Source organism: Vogesella sp. AC12 (assembly GCF_024437575.1).
Taxonomy (GTDB): Bacteria; Pseudomonadota; Gammaproteobacteria; order Burkholderiales; family Chromobacteriaceae; genus Vogesella; species Vogesella indigofera.
On sequence record NZ_JANFNU010000014.1, the window covers coordinates 1 to 17008 of the forward strand.

The following is a 17008-nucleotide window of genomic DNA, read 5'->3' on the forward strand; positions in this document are numbered from 1 at the left end:
TCCACGCCGGTGCAAGTGGTCTTGACGGTGTTCTTCAGACCAACGATTTCCAGTTCTTCACCAACTTTAACGATACCGCGCTCTACACGACCGGTCACCACAGTACCGCGGCCGGAGATGGAGAATACGTCTTCGATCGGCAGCAGGAACGGCTTGTCAACAGCGCGCTCTGGAGTCGGGATGTAGGTATCCAGTGCGTCGGCCAGACGGAAGATCGCTGGTTCGCCGTATTCGGACTGGTCGCCTTCCAGCGCCAGACGAGCGGAGCCAGTAACGATCGGAGTGTCATCGCCTGGGAAGTCGTAGGACGACAGCAGGTCACGCACTTCCATTTCAACCAGTTCCAGCAGCTCAGCGTCATCCACCAGGTCAGCCTTGTTCAGGAAGACGATGATGTAAGGCACACCAACCTGACGGGACAGCAGGATGTGTTCGCGAGTCTGTGGCATTGGGCCGTCAGCTGCGGAGCAAACCAGGATCGCGCCGTCCATCTGCGCAGCACCGGTAATCATGTTCTTCACGTAGTCGGCGTGACCTGGGCAGTCAACGTGAGCGTAGTGACGGGACTCGGTCTCGTACTCTACGTGAGCGGTGTTGATGGTGATACCACGTGCTTTTTCTTCTGGCGCGCTGTCGATCTGCGAGTAATCTTTCGCTTCGCCACCAAATTTCTTCGACAGAATAGTGGTGATCGCTGCAGTCAGAGTGGTTTTACCATGGTCCACGTGACCGATGGTACCAACGTTTACGTGCGGCTTGGTCCGCGCAAACTTTTCCTTAGCCATGGCAAATTCCCTGAATACAATAAAATGAGTTTGGTGCCCATGGGCAGAATTGAACTGCCGACCTCTCCCTTACCAAGGGAGTGCTCTACCCCTGAGCTACATGGGCCAAAAAACTTTACAACTATCGCAACTTGGAGCGGGTGAAGGGAATCGAACCCTCGTCGTAAGCTTGGAAGGCTTCTGCTCTACCATTGAGCTACACCCGCCTTACGATCCCGGCCAACTCTAACTGCTTTCGCCGCCAAGATGCTGGTAACCTTGGTGGGGGGAGAAGGATTCGAACCTTCGAAGGCTGAGCCGTCAGATTTACAGTCTGATCCCTTTGACCGCTCGGGAATCCCCCCTGAAGAAGCCCGAATATTATAGACAGCTCCGGCGATCGTCAACAGCTTTTCCGTGATTTTTCGGATTTTTTGCAGCCAAAATGCAAACAGCCGCCACACTCGGTGACGGCTGCTTCACAAATCAACGGCTTAGCGCAATCAGGCCTTGGCGGTGATCACCAGGTATTTCTGATACAGCTGGTCATGCGTCTCCGGATTGGAGGCATCCAGCGGAATGCAGTCCACCGGACAGACTTGCTGGCACTGCGGCTCGTCGTAGTGGCCAACACACTGGGTACACAGGTTAGGATCGATTTCGTAGATCTCTTCACCTTGCGAAATGGCGTTGTTCGGGCACTCCGGCTCACAGACATCGCAATTGATGCATTCGTCAGTAATGATCAAAGACATAGTAATTTCCTCAGGTATTTCACTAGTGAATTCTGGCACCGCCGGCACACCATCGCAAGCCCATGCCGTTATATGTTTATTCGCTGGACTCAGCGGCCAGCAGCGCAAAGCGCACCGCCCCCGCCTTGCCCTCTTTCAGCACCCGCCAACCGGTAAACTGCTCCGGCCGATCCGATTCTATATATATGCATCCGCCCGCCTTCAACATGCGGCCAACCTTGGGCAGCAATGCCGGCAGCAGGGTCAGCGCATACGGCGGGTCGAGGAAGATCAGGTCGAAACGCTCCGCACTGCGCGCCAGGTAGTCCTCCGCGGCACCGGAATGCAGCTGTACTTCGGCTGCTGCCAGCAACTGTTTGCTGTCGCGCAGGCACTGCAGCGCCGTGCGGCTTTTCTCGACCAGCACCACCTTGCGCGCACCGCGCGACGCGGCCTCGAAGCCCATCGCCCCGCTACCGGCGAACAGGTCGAGACAATCGGCGTTCTCGACACGATCGGCCAGCCAGTTGAACACCGTTTCGCGCACCCGGTCCGGGGTTGGCCGCAAGCCGTCAACATCCGGGAAAGGCAGCAGGCGCCGACGATACTTGCCGGCAATGATCCGCACCTTGTTGCGTTGCTGCGCCATGCCATACCCTGCCTTGTTCAAAGAAGGGCGAGATTTTACTCCATTTACCGCCGCAGAACTTCTGTCGTGAATCAATCTGTTAACGCCATGTCGCGCTTTATACTCAGGTTTGCCCTCGCCCCGGCTTTTGCCGGTACAATCCAGCGCTAATCTCTTACTTCGACTCAGCCATTTCGCATGTTCAGCTTTTTCAAGAAAAAACCCGTTCCCGACACCACCCCGACCCCGCCGGCAGCCCCGGTCGCGCCGACAGCCGACACCGTAATCGCACCAGTGGCAAACGTTGAGCCGGCACCAGTCGCCGCGGAAACAGCAGCGCCAGTTGTCGAGTCCCCCGCTCCCGCTCCGGTCAGCAGCGTGACGCAGGTGAAGCCGAGCTGGACCGAGCGGCTGAAGTCCGGCCTCGCCAAGACCCGCGACAAGCTGGGCAAGCAACTGGCCGGCCTGTTCGGCGGCGGCAAGATCGACGACGAGCTGTACGAAGAGCTGGAAGCGGTACTGCTGACGTCGGACATGGGCATGGACGCCACCAGCCACCTGCTGCGCGACGTGCGCGAGCGGGTGTCGCTGAAGGGACTCAAGGACGCCAGCGAGCTGAAAGGTGCGCTGAAGGAGGCGCTGGTCGAGCTGATCAAGCCGCTGGAGCAGCCGCTGCAGACGCACGGCAAGAAGCCTTACGTGATCATGCTCGCCGGCGTCAACGGCGCCGGCAAGACCACCTCGATCGGCAAGCTGGCCAAGTACTTCCAGAGCCAGGGCAAGTCGGTGCTGCTCGCCGCCGGTGACACCTTCCGTGCCGCCGCCCGCGAACAGCTGATTGCCTGGGGCGAGCGCAACAACGTCACCGTGATCGCACAGCAAAGCGGCGACGCCGCCGCCGTCTGCTACGATGCGATGCAGGCCGCCATGGCCCGCGGCATCGACATCGTCATTGCCGACACCGCCGGCCGCCTGCCGACGCAATTGCACCTGATGGAAGAAATCAAGAAGGTGAAGCGCGTGATCCAGAAGGCGATCCCGGATGCTCCGCACGAAGTGGTGCTGGTGCTGGACGCCAATATCGGCCAGAACGCGATCAACCAGGTGGTGGCCTTCGACGAGGCGCTGGGTCTCACCGGCCTGATCCTCACCAAGCTGGACGGCACCGCCAAGGGCGGTGTCATCGCCGGCATCGCCAAGCAGCACCCGGTACCGCTGCGCTTCATCGGCGTCGGCGAAGGCATCGACGACCTGCGCCCGTTCTCGACCCGCGACTTTGTCGACGCGCTGTTCGACTGAGCGCCTTGATCCACTTGCCGGCCGCCACCGTTGCGGCCAACCTTTGTGCGGGATGATTGCCGATGATCCGATTTGACCAAGTCACCAAGCGCTACCCCGGTGGACACGAGGCGCTGCGCAACCTGTCCTTCGCGGTGGAAAGCGGCGAGATGGTGTTCCTCGCCGGTCATTCCGGCGCCGGCAAAAGCACGCTGCTGAAGCTGGTTTCCGGTATCGAGCGCGCCACTAGCGGCAATGTGCTGGTCAACAACCAGAACCTGAGCAAGCTGCGCGCCAGCCAGTTGCCCTATGTGCGCCAGCACATCGGCGTGGTGTTCCAGGATCACAAGATCCTGTTCGACCGCTCGGTATTCGACAACGTGATGCTGCCGCTGGACATCATCGGTTTCGACCGCCGCGATGCGCAGCGCCGCGTGCGGGCGGCACTGGACAAGGTCGGCCTCGCCGGCAAGGAAAAGGTGATGCCGATCCGCCTGTCCGGCGGCGAACAGCAACGGCTGTGCATTGCCCGTGCCGTGGTGCACCGCCCCAGCATCCTGCTGGCGGACGAGCCGTCGGCTAACCTCGACCGCGCCTACGCGCTGGACATCATGGAGCTGTTCAAGTCCTTCCACCAGGTTGGTGTCACGGTGCTGATCTCGGCCCACGACGAAACGCTGATGGAAGACTACGGCCGCCGCATCATCCGGCTTCGTGAAGGACAATTCGCCGCATGAAACACTACCTGTACCTGCACGCACAGAGCGCCCGCAGCGCACTGCTGAAGATCCTGCGCCAGCCGTTCGGCAACCTGCTCAACCTGCTGATGCTGGCCATCGCGCTGGCGCTGCCGGTGTCGTTGTATCTCGGTATCAGCAGCCTGCAGCAGTGGACCGCCAAGCTGAACACCACGCCGCAGATCACGCTGTTCATGGAACTGTCCAGCGAACAGGCCGATCTGGCCGCGGTGGAAAGCAGCCTCAAGCACCATCCACGGGTTGCATCCTTCCGCTTTGTGCACAAGGATGCCGCGCTGAAAGAACTGGAACAGCGCAGCGGCCTGAACGCGATCAGCGAGGGCCTCGGCAGCAATCCGCTGCCGCACGCCTTCATCGTCACTCCGCAAGCGCTGGAGCCGGCGATGCTCGACCTGCTGCAGAAGGAGCTGTCCGGGCTGCCGATGGTGGAACTGGCGCAGTTCGATGCGGCCTGGGCGCGCAAGCTGCACGCGATGATCACCCTCGCCGGCCAGCTTGCCTGGCTGCTGGCGGTGGTGTTTGCGCTGGCGATGGTGCTGATCAACCACAACACCATCCGCATGCAGATCCTGGCGCGGCAGGAAGAAATCGCGGTCTCGAAACTGATCGGCGCCACCGACAGTTTCATTCGTCGCCCCTTCCTCTATCACGCGGCGTGGCAGGGCGGACTGTCGGCGCTGCTATGCTGGGGCCTGAGCAGCTGGCTGGCCTACCAGGCTAATCCGGCGCTGGCCGAATTCGCCAGCCTGTACGGCATCGATGCCCAGTTACGCAGCCTGCAGCCGCTGGAAGTGCTGGGCGTGCTGCTGGGCGCCGTGCTGCTGAGCATGCTCGGCGCCAGGTTGGCCGCAGACCATCATCTGCGCAAAAACCAGCCGGCGTGACATCGGGCGAGACAATCGGTCTGATTGAAATTTGCCATTGGCAGGAACTCCTGTCGTCTGGCACTCTCATAATCCGAGTGCTAAGATAAGTCGGTCCATTTAGGAGGATTGCGAATACATGTCCACTTTTGCCCTGCCCGTACTTTCTTCCAACGGCAGCCTGGAGCAATACATCCAGACCGTTAACAGCATCCCGATGCTGACCCAGGAAGAGGAGATCGAGCTTGCCACGCGTCATCAGCAACACGAAGACCTGGAAGCGGCAAAACGCCTGGTGATGTCTCACCTGCGCGTGGTGGTATCCATTGCCCGCGGCTACGCCGGTTACGGCCTGCCACAGGCCGACCTGATCCAGGAAGGCAACATCGGCCTGATGAAGGCGGTCAAGCGCTTCGAACCGAACCGCGGCGTGCGCCTGTTCTCGTTCGCGGTGCACTGGATCAAGGCCGAGATGCATGAATTCATCCTGCGCAACTGGCGGCTGGTGCGCATTGCCACCACCAAGCCACAGCGCAAGCTGTTCTTCAACCTGCGCAGCATGAAGAAGAGCTTTGCCGCACTCAGCGACAGCGAAGCCCGTGCCATTGCCGAAGATCTCGGTGTCAAGCCGGAAGAAGTGCGCGAAATGGAAACGCGCATGAGCGGCCAGGACGTGTCGCTGCTGGCCGACGACAACGACGACGACGCCTACGCCCCGATCGACTGGCTGGCCGATGCCCACAACGAGCCGACCGTGACACTGGAGCGCCGTGCGGTAGATCGTCTGCAGAGCGAAGGCCTGCTGGAAGCGTTGTCGACACTGGACCCGCGCAGCCGCCGCATCATCGAAGCGCGCTGGCTGGCTGACGACAGCGGCGCCACGCTGCATGACCTCGCCGCCGAATTCGGCGTGTCCGCCGAGCGCATCCGCCAGATCGAGGCCAAGGCACTGGGCAAGATGAAGACGGCGCTGCACAGCGGCGTGGTCATCGACGGCTGATCTGCCCACCTCGCCAGACACAAAAAATCCCTGCCATGTGCAGGGATTTTTCATTGCTGGCCAGCCGCCGTTCACGGCTTAAGCATCGCCGCTTCCACCTGTTGCCGCAGCGGCTGCCACGCCGGCTCTTCCGGCGACAGCGCGCGCAGGAAAAACGGCGCGTAGGTCGGGAACGAGGCCAGCGCCAACCGCATGGTGTAGGCGGCCTCCTGCGGGCGCCCTTCCAGCGCCAGGAATTGCGCCTCCTTGCGCAGCACATCCGGATACGGCCGCATCTGCGCCAGCAGCGCAATCCACTGCCGCTGCGCTGACGGACTGTCGCGTCCCGGCCTCACCACATCATCCAGCAGCCCCAGCGCGTGGAAGGCAAACAGCGGCTCGTTGCGCATGATCTGCTGCAACCGCTGCTGTTGCTGCGCGCTGCGCGGGTTGTACAGGCCCTGCATCTCGACGTAACGATAGCTGCCATACCCCGCCAGCAGCAGCATCAGCAGCGCGCCGTACTGTACCGGTCGGAACGGGCGGCGTTTGCCCCCCTCCGCCACCGGCGCCAGCGCCAGCAGCATCACCAGTACCGCCGGGAAATACAGATACCACAGCGGGTACTCCAGCATGCTGTGCAATAGCGAGATGACCAGCATGGCCAGCGGCAGCAGATGCACCGCCCGCGCCTGACGGCCACACCACGGCAGCAACACCCAGCCCAAGCCCAGCAACACCGCCAGGGTGCCGATCAAGCCGACCTCGGCCAGCAGCTGGAACACCAGATTGTGGGCATTGCTGAACAGGCCGCTGTTGACGCCGCTATCGACAAACTGCGGCAGTAGCTGCAGCCGCACGCTGTGGTACGCGTACTGCGACCAGCCGGCGCCGAACCACGGCGCCTCGCGGAACACCAGCCACGCCTTGCCCCACTCCGCCAGCCGACGCGCGCCCATGCCATCAGAGTTGGCCGCCAGCCGCTCGACCCCGCTGGCCACCAGCTCGCCATGCAACAGCGGTCGCAACAGCCACTCGCCCAGCGGCAACGCGAACTGCATCAGCAGCAGCAAGCCCGCCGCCAGCAGCAACCACTGCATCAGGCGCTTGCTGGCCTCGTCGCGCACGTGCCAGTACCAGGCCGGCGCCAGCAGCAGCAAGGCAGCCGCGTACAGCAGCACGGTGCGGGAGCCGGCAAAGGCGATCGACAGCGCCAGCCACAGCAGCACCGCGACGGCCACGCCGCGCGACAGCACGCGCGCCACGGCCAACCAGCTGACGGCCACCAGCCCCCAGCTCAGGTAGTGCGCATACTGGTTACGCTGCCCGATGTGGCCGAAAATATTGGAGGTCGGATGCGCACCATCGTAGAACAGCACGCCGCCCAGCAGCGGCGCCAGCCCGGTGAGCTGCGCCAGCCCGATCAGCGACTGCAGCAGGGTACCGACCAGCAAGCCCTTGGCCAGCACCGTCATCACCGTTTCGGCGTCGCTCAGCGCCTGCCAGCGGGCCACCGCCAGCGCCAGCAGCGCTAGCGCGAGAAAGGCCAGCGCGGTTGCCGCATTGAGGCCGGGAAACAGCAACTCGACAAATAATGGCTGGCTCAGCCACAGCAGCGCCAACAGCGCCAGCCACGGCACCACCCGCGGCAGGCGCAACGTGCCGTGCGGCAGACACAGGCAGGCCAGCGCGCCGAGTACCACCACCGCGATCTCCCCCCACCACTGCGGCAGCGGCAGGTAGTGGAACGGCGACAGGAAGGGCAGCACGGTCACCGCCGCCAGCAGCAATGCGGCCAACCTTGGCCGCGCAAGAGAAGCAAACATCATCAATCCGCGTTTCGGCAAAGGCGGAAGCATACCGCACCGCCGCTTTTGCTGTCAGATCTCACGGCAAGGGCCGGCCCAGCGAGCGACTGGCCACACTTTGAACCGCGGCCAGGCCACCTCCCTGCCGATAGGCCTGCTGAGCCTGCAGTACCAGCTGCTTCAGTGGTGCAATCTCCGACTCCGACCGTACTGTCAGCGTCTGCAACATCACCGGCAAAGCCTCTGGATACGCAGCAATGGCCATAATCATGGCCTCACGTGCAGCCTGAGGTTGCTGGTGCCACGCCCGAAGCATTGCCAGATGGCACAACAACATTGGATAAGGCCGGTAACGAGCCAATTGCTCATAATGTTGCAACTTGATTTCAAGATCTTGCGGTGATGGCCGCAGATAATTGGCCAGCGTCAACTCGGCCTCGTACGCCCAAAATGGATTGCGCGATAACCGCAACAAGTCCTCGATACGCTGCTGATTTTCGGCAGGATTACGCGATGGCTGCTGCACCTTGATTACAGTGAAAAATCCAGGAATACCGAAGATCAAATAAAGCAAACACCCTAGCAGCAGCACGCTGAGACCCAGACGGCGCAATGAGGCACGCACTGCCACTGTCACTGGTGGAAGCGGCGATAGTGCCAGGACAAACAGAAAAGCAAGCAGGAAAGGTAAATACCACAACGGGTACTCAAACATGGAGTGTCCCAGAATGGTAGCCGCCAACAATAGCAGAAAAGCATTCTCACGATTGGCATGTTGCTTTTGCAAAAATGGCAATAGGCATAGCGATACCGTCCCAGCCGCCAGCAGGGTCGCAGGTATTCCCGTTTCAGCCAGCAACTGCATGATCAGATTATGACTATGTGTAAATAGCGCGCTTTCCGGTAGCTTGGGCAGACCGCCAAAAGCTTCTAGCCAGGTAGAGTGGTAAGCGTAATCGCCCAAACCCACTCCGAACCAAGGGTAAGCCGAAATCATCAACCATGCTTTTTGCCATTCGATACGGCGCCGGGCACCAAAACCGGCATCGCCCAGCCGATCCCAACCACTGCCAATACTCTGCCCCGTAAGTACCTGGGCAAGCCAGCCCCCCACCCATTGCATCAATAAAATCAACAAGGCAGCCGACAGCAATCCCCATAACAAACGGCGATCTTGACCGCGCCAGAACCAGATAGCAGCCACAAGCAGCATCGTTCCGGCATAAGCCAGCGGCAAGCGTCCACCAGACCATGCCATTACCAACGCCAACAAGCCAATCGCTGGCCACGCCAGCCAGCTACGCAAGTGCTGCACCAGCCACAAATACACCGCCGCCAACACCCCCCAAGTCAGCACATGTGCAAACTGGTTACGCTGCGCGACATTACCCATGATGAATGGAACTGGCTGGTGATACACCAGCCAGCCATCGGCCAACGGAGCCACTTGCAGCAACTGCGCAATACCGATCAGCGCCTGCAGCAAGCTTCCCCCCAACATTACTGCGGCCAAGGTGATCAGTAACTGTGGTCGCCCCAGCCTGTTTTGCAGCTGGAACAACAGGCTGGCCGCAACTAGCGCCAGCAACACCGCCAGCGATTCCGATAACGCCAAACTGTAGATACCACCATCGCGGAGCAAGGCCAGCGGCAGGAACACCAGACACCACCACAATCCGGCTAATGGCAATAACCGGGGCACGGCAATCGAGGATGACTCATCCAACGCCGCACCACGCCACAGCGCCAACAGCAGCACCGGTACCAGCAACATCACCACGACGCTATTGGTCCACCAGTCGGGTGCCGGAGAGTAACGGGCAAAGTTGAAGAACGGCAACGCCAGCGTCAGCGACAGCAACAGCAACAATAAACGATCGGCCGCGTACGAAGAGAGGCGCATCGGGAAATCCGGCAAAATGAAAAAAGGGTGCCGCAGCACCCTTGTTATGCTTGCAGCTCAAATTATTAGCGGCAATTGGAAGGCAGCCATTTTGAGCTCATTTCGGCATTACCGGAAGCGATTGCGCATGCCCAAGTAATGGAGCCAGACGCCGCAGTAGGGGTAATGGTCAGCTCAGCGCCGGAGGCAACTTTTTCATTGTACGCCACGGTCAAAACACCACTGGCCCCAATTGTTACCGACTCCACTGCATTACCATTGATATCAGTTGCAGAGGCAATACCAGCCGAAGCATTAGAGGATGGCCATACACCATTACTGGCGTAGTACTCGGCAATCGCCGTTTTCGAACCGGCGGCCAGTTGCAGCCCTTCACCAACATGGGCACGCTTGGTGTAGTCCTGATACGCCGGGATCGCGATCGCGGCCAGAATGCCGATGATCGCAACCACGATCATCAGTTCGATCAGGGTAAAACCTTGTTGTACACGTTTCATGTGTATCGCTCCTGTTTGAAAATGGAAAACGGCAAACTACCAGCGAAAAAACAAATCCAAGCCAGCGCTGCAATTGCCAATTGGCACACAAGCCGCCCCGGTAAATCACGGAACCGGGACCGGCTGCCAGCAACACTCCCGGAACTGCGCCCTCGTTGCTAGCTGCCTTATAAAGACCGTCGCGGCGAGGATACACGGCAATGAGCCAGCGCAGCTTGATTCCTGACAAAGCACAGCAAGATTGGCGCCAGGCCGTGCCAGGTTGGCCGCGGCCATCGCAAAAGACCGCTGTAGCAGGCTTTTTGCGCCCAGCACCGCCAGTACAGCGGCGGCCGGCGGGCGCAAAATCGGCACGCGGCTGACAATTTTCGTCACTCTTGCGCGGTGCGGCGCCATGTTACGATGCCCGCCTTGTCTTCCGGAGGCCCCACCATGCATGACTCGCAAGCACAACACTGGCTGGCACGCAGCCGCGCCGCGGTGTGGCACCCCTGCACCCAGATGAAGCGCCACGAAACCCTGCCCATCATCCCGATTGCCCGCGCCGACGGCATCTGGCTAGAGGATTTCGACGGCAAGCGCTACATCGACGGCGTCAGCTCGTGGTGGGTCAACCTGTTCGGCCACAACCAGCCGCGCATCAAGCAGGCGCTGAAGGATCAGCTCGACACCCTGGAGCACGTGATCCTCGCCGGCTTCACCCACCAGCCGGTGGTGGAACTGTCGGAAAGGTTGGCCGCACTCACCGGCCTCGGCCATGCCTTCTATGGCTCCGACGGCGCCAGCGCCACCGAGATCGCGCTGAAGATGAGCTTCCACTACTGGCGCAACCACGGCCAGACGCAGAAGACCCGCTTCCTCAGCCTGGAACACAGCTACCACGGCGAAACCGTCGGCGCGCTGGCGGTGACCGACGTGCCGCTATTCTCCGACACCTACGCGCCGCTGCTGCAACACAACCTGCGCGCACCCAGCCCCGATGCCCGCCTTGCCGCACCGGGGGAGACGGCCGCCGACGTCGCGCGCCGCGCCGCCAGCGCGCTGGAGACCCTGCTGCAACAGCACGGCCACGAGCTCGCCGCCTTCATCATCGAGCCGCTGGTACAGGGCGCCGCCGGCATGGTGATGTACGACCCGCTGTATCTGGCCGAAGCGCGCCGGCTGTGCGACCAGTACCGGGTGCACCTGATCGCCGACGAGATCGCGGTCGGCTTCGGCCGCACCGGCACGCTGTTCGCCTGCGAGCAGGCGGCGATCCGCGCCGATTTCCTGTGCCTGTCGAAAGGCATCACCGGCGGCTACCTGCCGCTGTCCTGCGTGCTGACCACCGACGACATCTACGCCGCGTTCTACGACGACGAGGTCAGCCGCGGCTTCTTGCACTCGCACAGCTACACCGGCAATGCGCTGGCCTGCCGCGCGGCGCTGACCGTGCTCGACATCTTCGAGGACGAACAGGTGATTGCGGCCAACCTTGCCACCGCCGCACTGTTCAGTCACCACCTGGCGGTGATCGCCGCCCACCCGGCGGTGCGCCACTTCCGCCAGCGCGGCATGATCTGGGCGTTCGACGTCGACTGCCAGCGCGCCGACTTCGGCCCCGCCTTCTTCAGCCTGATGCTGCAGCAGGGCTGCCTGGTGCGCCCGATCGGCAAGACGGTCTACTTCATGCCCCCCTACATCATCGAGGAAAGCCACATGCGGCAGCTGGTCGACGCCACGCTGTCGGCGCTGACGCAGCTGCTGGCCGGCGACCGGCCGTCGGCGCGGCCGGAAACCGCGCTGCCGTAAGCCTGTTCACGATCTGCTACGCTTCGGCGATACCGCGTTGAAAACGCCTTCGGCATGCTTGTTTGAATCTGGATATACGCCGCTTCCTCAGCCGTTTTCGCCTTGTCTCGCGTGAGCTCGCGAGATCGTGAATACTCTCTACCCGCCGCCTGACGCACTGCGGCATGGCGGCGGAATCGGGTAAACTGACGGCTTTGCTTCTGACGGGATTCGGCGACATGCAATCGGTGATTCACAGCGCCACGCGCATCGTGGTGAAAGTAGGCTCCAGCCTGGTGACCAATGACGGCAAGGGCCTGGACATGAGCGCGCTGGCGCGCTGGGCCGCCGAAATCGCCGACCTGAAACGCCGCGGCAAGGAAGTGGTGCTGGTCTCCAGCGGCGCCATCGCCGAAGGCTGCCAGCGGCTGGGCTGGGCCAAGCGGCCGAAGGCGGTGCACGAGCTGCAGGCCGCCGCCGCCGTCGGCCAGATGGGGCTGTGCCAGGCGTATGAAAGCGCCTTCCGCGAACACGGCCTGAAAACCGCACAGGTGCTGCTCACCCACGAAGACCTGTCCGACCGCCTGCGCTACCTCAACGCCCGTACCACGCTGTCGACGCTGCTGGCGCTGAACGTGGTGCCCATCATCAACGAAAACGACACCGTGGTCACCGACGAGATCCGTTTCGGCGACAACGACACCCTCGGCGCGCTGGTCACCAACCTGATCGAAGCCGACAGCCTGGTGATCCTCACCGACCAGCAGGGCCTGTACACCGCCGACCCGCGCAAGCATCCCGATGCCGTCTTCGTGCACGAGGCCGAGGCCGGTGACAGCAAGCTGGAAGACATGGCCGGCGGTGCCGGCTCCAGCGTCGGCACCGGCGGCATGTACACCAAGATCATCGCCGCCAAGCGCGCCGCACGCAGTGGCGCCGCCACCGTGATCGCCTGCGGCCGCGAGGCCAACGTGCTGTCGCGGCTGGCCGATGGCGAGGCGATCGGCACCCAGCTCAATGCGCCGACCACCAGGTTGGCCGCACGCAAGCAGTGGCTGGCCGATCACCTGCAGCTGTCCGGCAAGGTGGTGCTGGACGCCGGCGCCGCGCTGGCAGTGCGCGAAAAAGGCACCAGCCTGTTGCCGATCGGCGTCATCGCGGTGGAAGGCAGCTTCCTGCGCGGCGACGCGGTGGTCTGCGTCGACGAACAGGGCGCCGAGGTGGCGCGCGGGCTGGTCAACTACAGCTCGGAAGAAGCGCGGCTGATCATGCGCAAGGCCACCCGCGACATCGAGGGTGTGCTCGGCTACCTGATCGAGCCGGAGCTGATCCACCGCGACAACATGGTCGCGCTGTAAGAAGTTGTTCACGATCTGCGGCGGCTGATAAACGGCTTCGGCATGCTGGTTTCTATCCAGCTCAACGCCGCCTCCTCAGCCGTTTTCGCCTTGTCTCGCCTGAGCGGGCGGGATCGTGAACACGTTCCAAGGCGACCGCACACAAAGCAACAGGGCTGCCACGGCAGCCCTGTTTGCATGATGGCCAGACCGGCCCGGCGTGGCGCTTACTCCGGCGCCTTGCCGCCGCGCTCGCTGGCACGTGCTTCCACCGCGCGCATGATCACGTAGGCGACCATGGTGCACAGGAAGAACAGCAGCATCACCCACGCGATCTGCGACAGGGTGTCGATCACGGTGCGGTAGATCTGGATGGTCCAGCGCACGCCGTTCAGCTCCAACGCCGATTCGCGGCCGTTGGGCACGAACTTTTCCAGATCCCAGATGCGCACGCCACCGGAGACGCCGACCACCACGATGGCGAAGCTCATGTACTTGCGCCACGCCTCGGCCAGATCATCGCCGACGATGCGCGACAGGATTTTCTTCACTGCCTCGTTGAAAAAACGGACCACCAGTATCGACGTCACCAAGGCGACCGCCAGTGTCACCAGCAAAATGGCGTAAAACATGCCTGCATACTCCCTGAGCAATCATGAGCGAATAAAACATCTGGCGCGCATTGTACGCCGCGTGCTCAACCTTGCGCAGCCCCGGGCAGCAAGGTGGCGAAACGCTGCAATAAAGCCGCCGCATGTGGTGTCGCTGCAACATTCTGCTGCAACGCCGGCAGCGACAGCTGCGCCTTGTCCAGCAACGGCGCCAGTTGTGCCAGATAGCGCGTCATCGCCTCGGCATTGAATTCCGGGTGAAACTGCACACCCCACGCCGAACCGTGGCGGAAGGCGTGGTGCGGTTCGAAGGCATTGTGCGCCAGGCACACCGCGCCGGCCGGCAGCCGCTGCACGCTCTGCCAGTGGATCACGTTGGCAGCAAAACGCTCAGGCAATGCCGACAGCAACGGGTCGGCGGCGGCTGCGGCGGTGGTGTGCACCGTCACCGTGCCGGCCTCCGGCCCCTGCGGGTGATAACCGACCTCGCCGCCCAGCGCCGACGCCAGCAGCTGGTGCCCGAAACAGATGCCCAGCAACGGCACGTTGGCCGCATGCGCGCTGCGCAGCCAGGCGGCGGTAGCCTCGCTCCACGGCGCGCGCTCGCTGACCATCGCCGCCGAGCCGGTAATCACCGCCCCCGCCACTTCCGTCACCGCCGGCAGCGCCTCGCCGCCCTGCACGTCGATCACCTGCCAGCTGTCGCCATCGGCGCCCAGCTCGCGGCGGATCCAGTCGTCAAAATCGCCCAGCTCGGCGCGCAAGCCGGCATAGACGCGGCCGGTGCGGATAATCAGCTTTTTCTGCATCGTGTTCGCTCGTGAATCGGTGCCGCCGCTTACTCCCGGGTCGGCAGCCCGAAGTGGGTATACGCCAGCGCCGTCGCCATCCGCCCGCGCGGCGTGCGCTGCAGATAGCCCTGCTGGATCAGGAACGGTTCGATCACGTCCTCGATGGTGTCGGTCGACTCGCCGATGGCGGCGCCGACGTTGTCCAGCCCCACCGGGCCGCCACCGAACTTGTCCAGGATCGCCTGAAGCAATTTGCGGTCCATCACGTCCAGGCCGGCCGGATCGACGTCCAGCATCGCCAGCGCGGCGTCGGCCACCGCCGCGGTCACCGTGCCGTCGGCGCGCACCTCGGCGTAGTCGCGCACGCGGCGCAGCAGGCGGTTGGCGATGCGCGGCGTGCCGCGCGAACGGCGCGCGACCTCGAACGCGCCGTCGTCGGCCAGCGGCACGTTGAGCAGCCCGGCGGAGCGCACCACGATGCGCTGCAACTCCTCCGGGGTGTAGAACTCCAGCCGCGCGACAATCCCAAATCTATCCCGCAGCGGGTTGGTCAGCATCCCGGCGCGGGTGGTGGCGCCGACCAGCGTGAACGGCGGCAGGTCGATCTTCACCGAGCGCGCCGCCGGACCCTCGCCGATCATGATGTCGATCTGGTAGTCCTCCAGCGCCGGATACAGGATCTCCTCCACCACCGGCGACAGGCGGTGGATCTCGTCGATGAACAGCACGTCGTGCGGCTCGAGGTTGGTCAAGAGCGCGGCCAGGTCACCGGCGCGCTCCAGCACCGGGCCGGAGGTCTGGCGCAGGTTGACGCCCATCTCGCGCGCCACGATGTGCGCCAGCGTGGTCTTGCCAAGGCCCGGCGGGCCGAACAGCAGCACGTGGTCGAGCGCCTCGCCGCGCTTTTTCGCCGCCTCGATGAAAATCTCCAGCTGTTCGCGCGCCTTTTTCTGGCCGACGTACTCGTCCAGCTGCTTCGGCCGCAGCGCGCGCTCCAGCGCCTCTTCCTGCTGCGACAGGCTTTGCTGGGTGACGATGCGGCGCTCCGGCGCGCCGCCTATCAGGTTGTCGGTCTGGATCATGTCGCTATCACTCGGGATCAATCGCCCGATGTTACCACTGCTATACTGTGCCCCGCTTGCGGCCAACGTTGGCCGCAAGCGACGTCTTCAGGGCGGGGTGCAATTCCCCACCGGCGGTATGGCTGCCTGCGCAGCCGAGCCCGCGAGCGCTTTTGCCGCCCGGCAAAAGGTCAGCAGATCTGGTGCGATGCCAGAGCCGACGGTCACAGTCCGGATGAAAGAAGATGACGCCATCCCCCGCACGCCAGCCGGCGACGGGGGCGGCTGTCCGCGCACGCCGTGCGCACCAGGTTGGCCGTCAGGCCGGCCGCTTCACGCCCCGTGACGTGTTTCTCACTAGCCAATTTGAGGACCGTTATCCATGAATGCCAACACCGATAGCCTTTCCCTGCGCATCCACGCTGCCCTCGCCGCACTGCGCGCCGGCAAGCCGGTGATCGTCGCCGACGACCACGACCGCGAAAACGAGGCCGACCTGATCCTGGCCGCCGACGCGCTGACGGTGCCGGAAATGGCGCGCCTGATCCGCGACTGCAGCGGCATCGTCTGCCTGTGCCTGACACCCGAGCACGCGGCACGGCTTGCGCTGCCGCCGATGGTGGCCGACAACGGCAGCCGCTACGGCACCGCCTTCACCGTCAGCATCGAGGCCGCCGAAGGCGTCAGCACCGGCGTCTCCGCCGCCGACCGCGTCACCACCATCCGCGCCGCCATCGCCCCCGGCGCCAGGCCCGAGGACCTCGCCCGCCCCGGCCACGTCTACCCGCTGATCGCCCGTGCCGGCGGTGTGCGCGAACGCCGCGGCCACACCGAATCGGCGGTGGAGCTGGCGCGGCTGGCCGGTTTCAGCCCGGCCGGCGTGCTGTGCGAGCTGATGAATCCGGACGGCAGCATGATGCGCGGCGCCGAGCTGGATGCCTACGCCGCGCAACACCAGCTGCCGCAGCTGACGGTGGCCGAGCTGGTGCAATGGCTGGCGCGCGAGCAACCGTAAAGGCTTGCGGCCAACGTTGGCCGCAAAAAAACCGTAGCCCGGATAAGCGCAGCGCATCCGGGGAAGCCGGCCACGCCCCACAGCCCTCCTTTCCCGGATGCGCCTGCGGCTTGCCCGGACTGTGCAATGGCTGGCGCGCGAGCAGCCGTGAACGCTTGCGGCCAACGTTGGCCGCAAAAAAAACCGTAGCCCGGATAAGCGCAGCGCATCC

16 protein-coding genes, 3 tRNA genes and 1 riboswitch are annotated in these 17008 nt (G+C 63.2%); of the genes, 7 read left to right on the forward strand and 12 right to left on the reverse strand.

Annotated elements, in window-relative coordinates:
• The 6 genes from NOM55_RS15845 to rsmD all read right to left on the reverse strand — a co-directional run.
• Positions 1-785: elongation factor Tu (locus tag NOM55_RS15845; protein ID WP_255909607.1), on the reverse strand; the 785-nt coding region annotated here is incomplete at its 3' end.
• A gap of 31 nt (positions 786-816) precedes the next feature.
• Positions 817-891, reverse strand: a tRNA-Thr gene (locus NOM55_RS15850).
• 26 nt (positions 892-917) lie between these two features.
• A tRNA-Gly gene (locus NOM55_RS15855) sits at positions 918-991 on the reverse strand.
• A gap of 53 nt (positions 992-1044) precedes the next feature.
• Positions 1045-1129, reverse strand: a tRNA-Tyr gene (locus NOM55_RS15860).
• Positions 1130-1267: 138 nt separating this feature from the next.
• Positions 1268-1519 carry a YfhL family 4Fe-4S dicluster ferredoxin gene (locus NOM55_RS15865; protein WP_047968017.1) on the reverse strand — a complete coding sequence of 84 codons (252 nt, stop codon included), beginning with the start codon at positions 1517-1519 and terminating at the stop codon, positions 1268-1270.
• A gap of 76 nt (positions 1520-1595) precedes the next feature.
• Positions 1596-2147: a 16S rRNA (guanine(966)-N(2))-methyltransferase RsmD gene (gene rsmD, locus NOM55_RS15870; RefSeq protein WP_255909608.1), complete on the reverse strand. Its 552-nt coding sequence runs from the start codon at positions 2145-2147 to the stop codon at positions 1596-1598.
• Positions 2148-2324: 177 nt separating this feature from the next.
• Between rsmD and ftsY the strand changes: the two genes are divergently transcribed.
• The 4 genes from ftsY to rpoH all read left to right on the forward strand — a co-directional run bounded on the left by ftsY (position 2325) and on the right by rpoH (position 6025).
• Entirely contained in the window at positions 2325-3425 is a 1101-nt protein-coding gene (gene ftsY, locus NOM55_RS15875) for a signal recognition particle-docking protein FtsY (protein WP_370687880.1), read from the forward strand.
• A 62-nt stretch (positions 3426-3487) separates the two neighbouring features.
• A complete protein-coding gene (gene ftsE, locus NOM55_RS15880) occupies positions 3488-4141 on the forward strand; it encodes a cell division ATP-binding protein FtsE (protein WP_047968020.1) in 654 nt (217 codons plus the stop codon).
• A complete protein-coding gene (gene ftsX, locus NOM55_RS15885; RefSeq protein WP_255909609.1) occupies positions 4138-5046 on the forward strand; it encodes a permease-like cell division protein FtsX in 909 nt (302 codons plus the stop codon). Before ftsE ends, ftsX begins: the two co-directional genes overlap by 4 nt.
• 118 nt (positions 5047-5164) lie before the next feature.
• A complete protein-coding gene (rpoH, locus tag NOM55_RS15890; RefSeq protein WP_047968022.1) occupies positions 5165-6025 on the forward strand; it encodes an RNA polymerase sigma factor RpoH in 861 nt (286 codons plus the stop codon).
• A gap of 71 nt (positions 6026-6096) precedes the next feature.
• On the opposite strand, the gene NOM55_RS15895 is transcribed toward rpoH, so the two are convergent.
• From NOM55_RS15895 to NOM55_RS15905, 3 genes are all read right to left on the reverse strand, one after another.
• Complete coding sequence (locus tag NOM55_RS15895) at positions 6097-7833, reverse strand: PglL family O-oligosaccharyltransferase (RefSeq protein ID WP_255909610.1); 1737 nt, start codon at positions 7831-7833, stop codon at positions 6097-6099.
• A gap of 58 nt (positions 7834-7891) precedes the next feature.
• Positions 7892-9715, reverse strand: coding sequence for a PglL family O-oligosaccharyltransferase (locus NOM55_RS15900; RefSeq protein WP_255909611.1), 1824 nt, complete (start codon positions 9713-9715; stop codon positions 7892-7894).
• Positions 9716-9780: 65 nt separating this feature from the next.
• Positions 9781-10212, reverse strand: coding sequence for a pilin (locus NOM55_RS15905; RefSeq protein ID WP_305118952.1), 432 nt, complete (start codon positions 10210-10212; stop codon positions 9781-9783).
• 432 nt (positions 10213-10644) lie between these two features.
• Between NOM55_RS15905 and NOM55_RS15915 the strand changes: the two genes are divergently transcribed.
• Positions 10645-12003, forward strand: coding sequence for an adenosylmethionine--8-amino-7-oxononanoate transaminase (locus tag NOM55_RS15915; protein ID WP_255909612.1), 1359 nt, complete (start codon positions 10645-10647; stop codon positions 12001-12003).
• Positions 12004-12221: 218 nt separating this feature from the next.
• Positions 12222-13340, forward strand: a complete 1119-nt coding sequence (gene proB / locus NOM55_RS15920) for a glutamate 5-kinase (RefSeq protein WP_120812552.1) — start codon at positions 12222-12224, stop codon at positions 13338-13340.
• A gap of 206 nt (positions 13341-13546) precedes the next feature.
• Here proB and NOM55_RS15925 read toward each other — a convergent pair whose 3' ends face one another.
• The 3 genes from NOM55_RS15925 to ruvB all read right to left on the reverse strand — a co-directional run bounded on the left by NOM55_RS15925 (position 13547) and on the right by ruvB (position 15803).
• Positions 13547-13951: a hypothetical protein gene (locus NOM55_RS15925; RefSeq protein WP_047968027.1), complete on the reverse strand. Its 405-nt coding sequence runs from the start codon at positions 13949-13951 to the stop codon at positions 13547-13549.
• Positions 13952-14016: 65 nt separating this feature from the next.
• Positions 14017-14739, reverse strand: coding sequence for a glutamine amidotransferase (locus NOM55_RS15930; protein WP_255909614.1), 723 nt, complete (start codon positions 14737-14739; stop codon positions 14017-14019).
• Between the two features lie 29 nt (positions 14740-14768).
• Positions 14769-15803, reverse strand: a complete 1035-nt coding sequence (ruvB, locus tag NOM55_RS15935; RefSeq protein ID WP_047968029.1) for a Holliday junction branch migration DNA helicase RuvB — start codon at positions 15801-15803, stop codon at positions 14769-14771.
• Positions 15804-15882: 79 nt separating this feature from the next.
• Positions 15883-16033, forward strand: a riboswitch (FMN riboswitch).
• 131 nt (positions 16034-16164) lie between these two features.
• Here ruvB and ribB point away from each other — a divergent pair.
• Positions 16165-16797, forward strand: a complete 633-nt coding sequence (ribB, locus tag NOM55_RS15940; RefSeq protein ID WP_255909616.1) for a 3,4-dihydroxy-2-butanone-4-phosphate synthase — start codon at positions 16165-16167, stop codon at positions 16795-16797.
• Positions 16798-17008 lie beyond the last annotated feature (211 nt).

Coding starts and splice junctions, on each gene's coding strand:
- NOM55_RS15905 (WP_305118952.1), bottom strand. CDS start 10,212: ATGAAACGTGTACAACAAGGTTTTACCCTGATCGAACTGATGATCGTG.
- ftsX (WP_255909609.1), top strand. CDS start 4,138: ATGAAACACTACCTGTACCTGCACGCACAGAGCGCCCGCAGCGCACTG.
- ftsE (WP_047968020.1), top strand. CDS start 3,488: ATGATCCGATTTGACCAAGTCACCAAGCGCTACCCCGGTGGACACGAG.
- NOM55_RS15925 (WP_047968027.1), bottom strand. CDS start 13,951: ATGTTTTACGCCATTTTGCTGGTGACACTGGCGGTCGCCTTGGTGACG.
- ftsY (WP_370687880.1), top strand. CDS start 2,325: ATGTTCAGCTTTTTCAAGAAAAAACCCGTTCCCGACACCACCCCGACC.
- NOM55_RS15895 (WP_255909610.1), bottom strand. CDS start 7,833: ATGATGTTTGCTTCTCTTGCGCGGCCAAGGTTGGCCGCATTGCTGCTG.
- NOM55_RS15900 (WP_255909611.1), bottom strand. CDS start 9,715: ATGCGCCTCTCTTCGTACGCGGCCGATCGTTTATTGTTGCTGTTGCTG.
- ruvB (WP_047968029.1), bottom strand. CDS start 15,803: ATGATCCAGACCGACAACCTGATAGGCGGCGCGCCGGAGCGCCGCATC.
- NOM55_RS15915 (WP_255909612.1), top strand. CDS start 10,645: ATGCATGACTCGCAAGCACAACACTGGCTGGCACGCAGCCGCGCCGCG.
- proB (WP_120812552.1), top strand. CDS start 12,222: ATGCAATCGGTGATTCACAGCGCCACGCGCATCGTGGTGAAAGTAGGC.
- rpoH (WP_047968022.1), top strand. CDS start 5,165: ATGTCCACTTTTGCCCTGCCCGTACTTTCTTCCAACGGCAGCCTGGAG.
- rsmD (WP_255909608.1), bottom strand. CDS start 2,147: ATGGCGCAGCAACGCAACAAGGTGCGGATCATTGCCGGCAAGTATCGT.
- NOM55_RS15865 (WP_047968017.1), bottom strand. CDS start 1,519: ATGTCTTTGATCATTACTGACGAATGCATCAATTGCGATGTCTGTGAG.
- ribB (WP_255909616.1), top strand. CDS start 16,165: ATGAATGCCAACACCGATAGCCTTTCCCTGCGCATCCACGCTGCCCTC.
- NOM55_RS15930 (WP_255909614.1), bottom strand. CDS start 14,739: ATGCAGAAAAAGCTGATTATCCGCACCGGCCGCGTCTATGCCGGCTTG.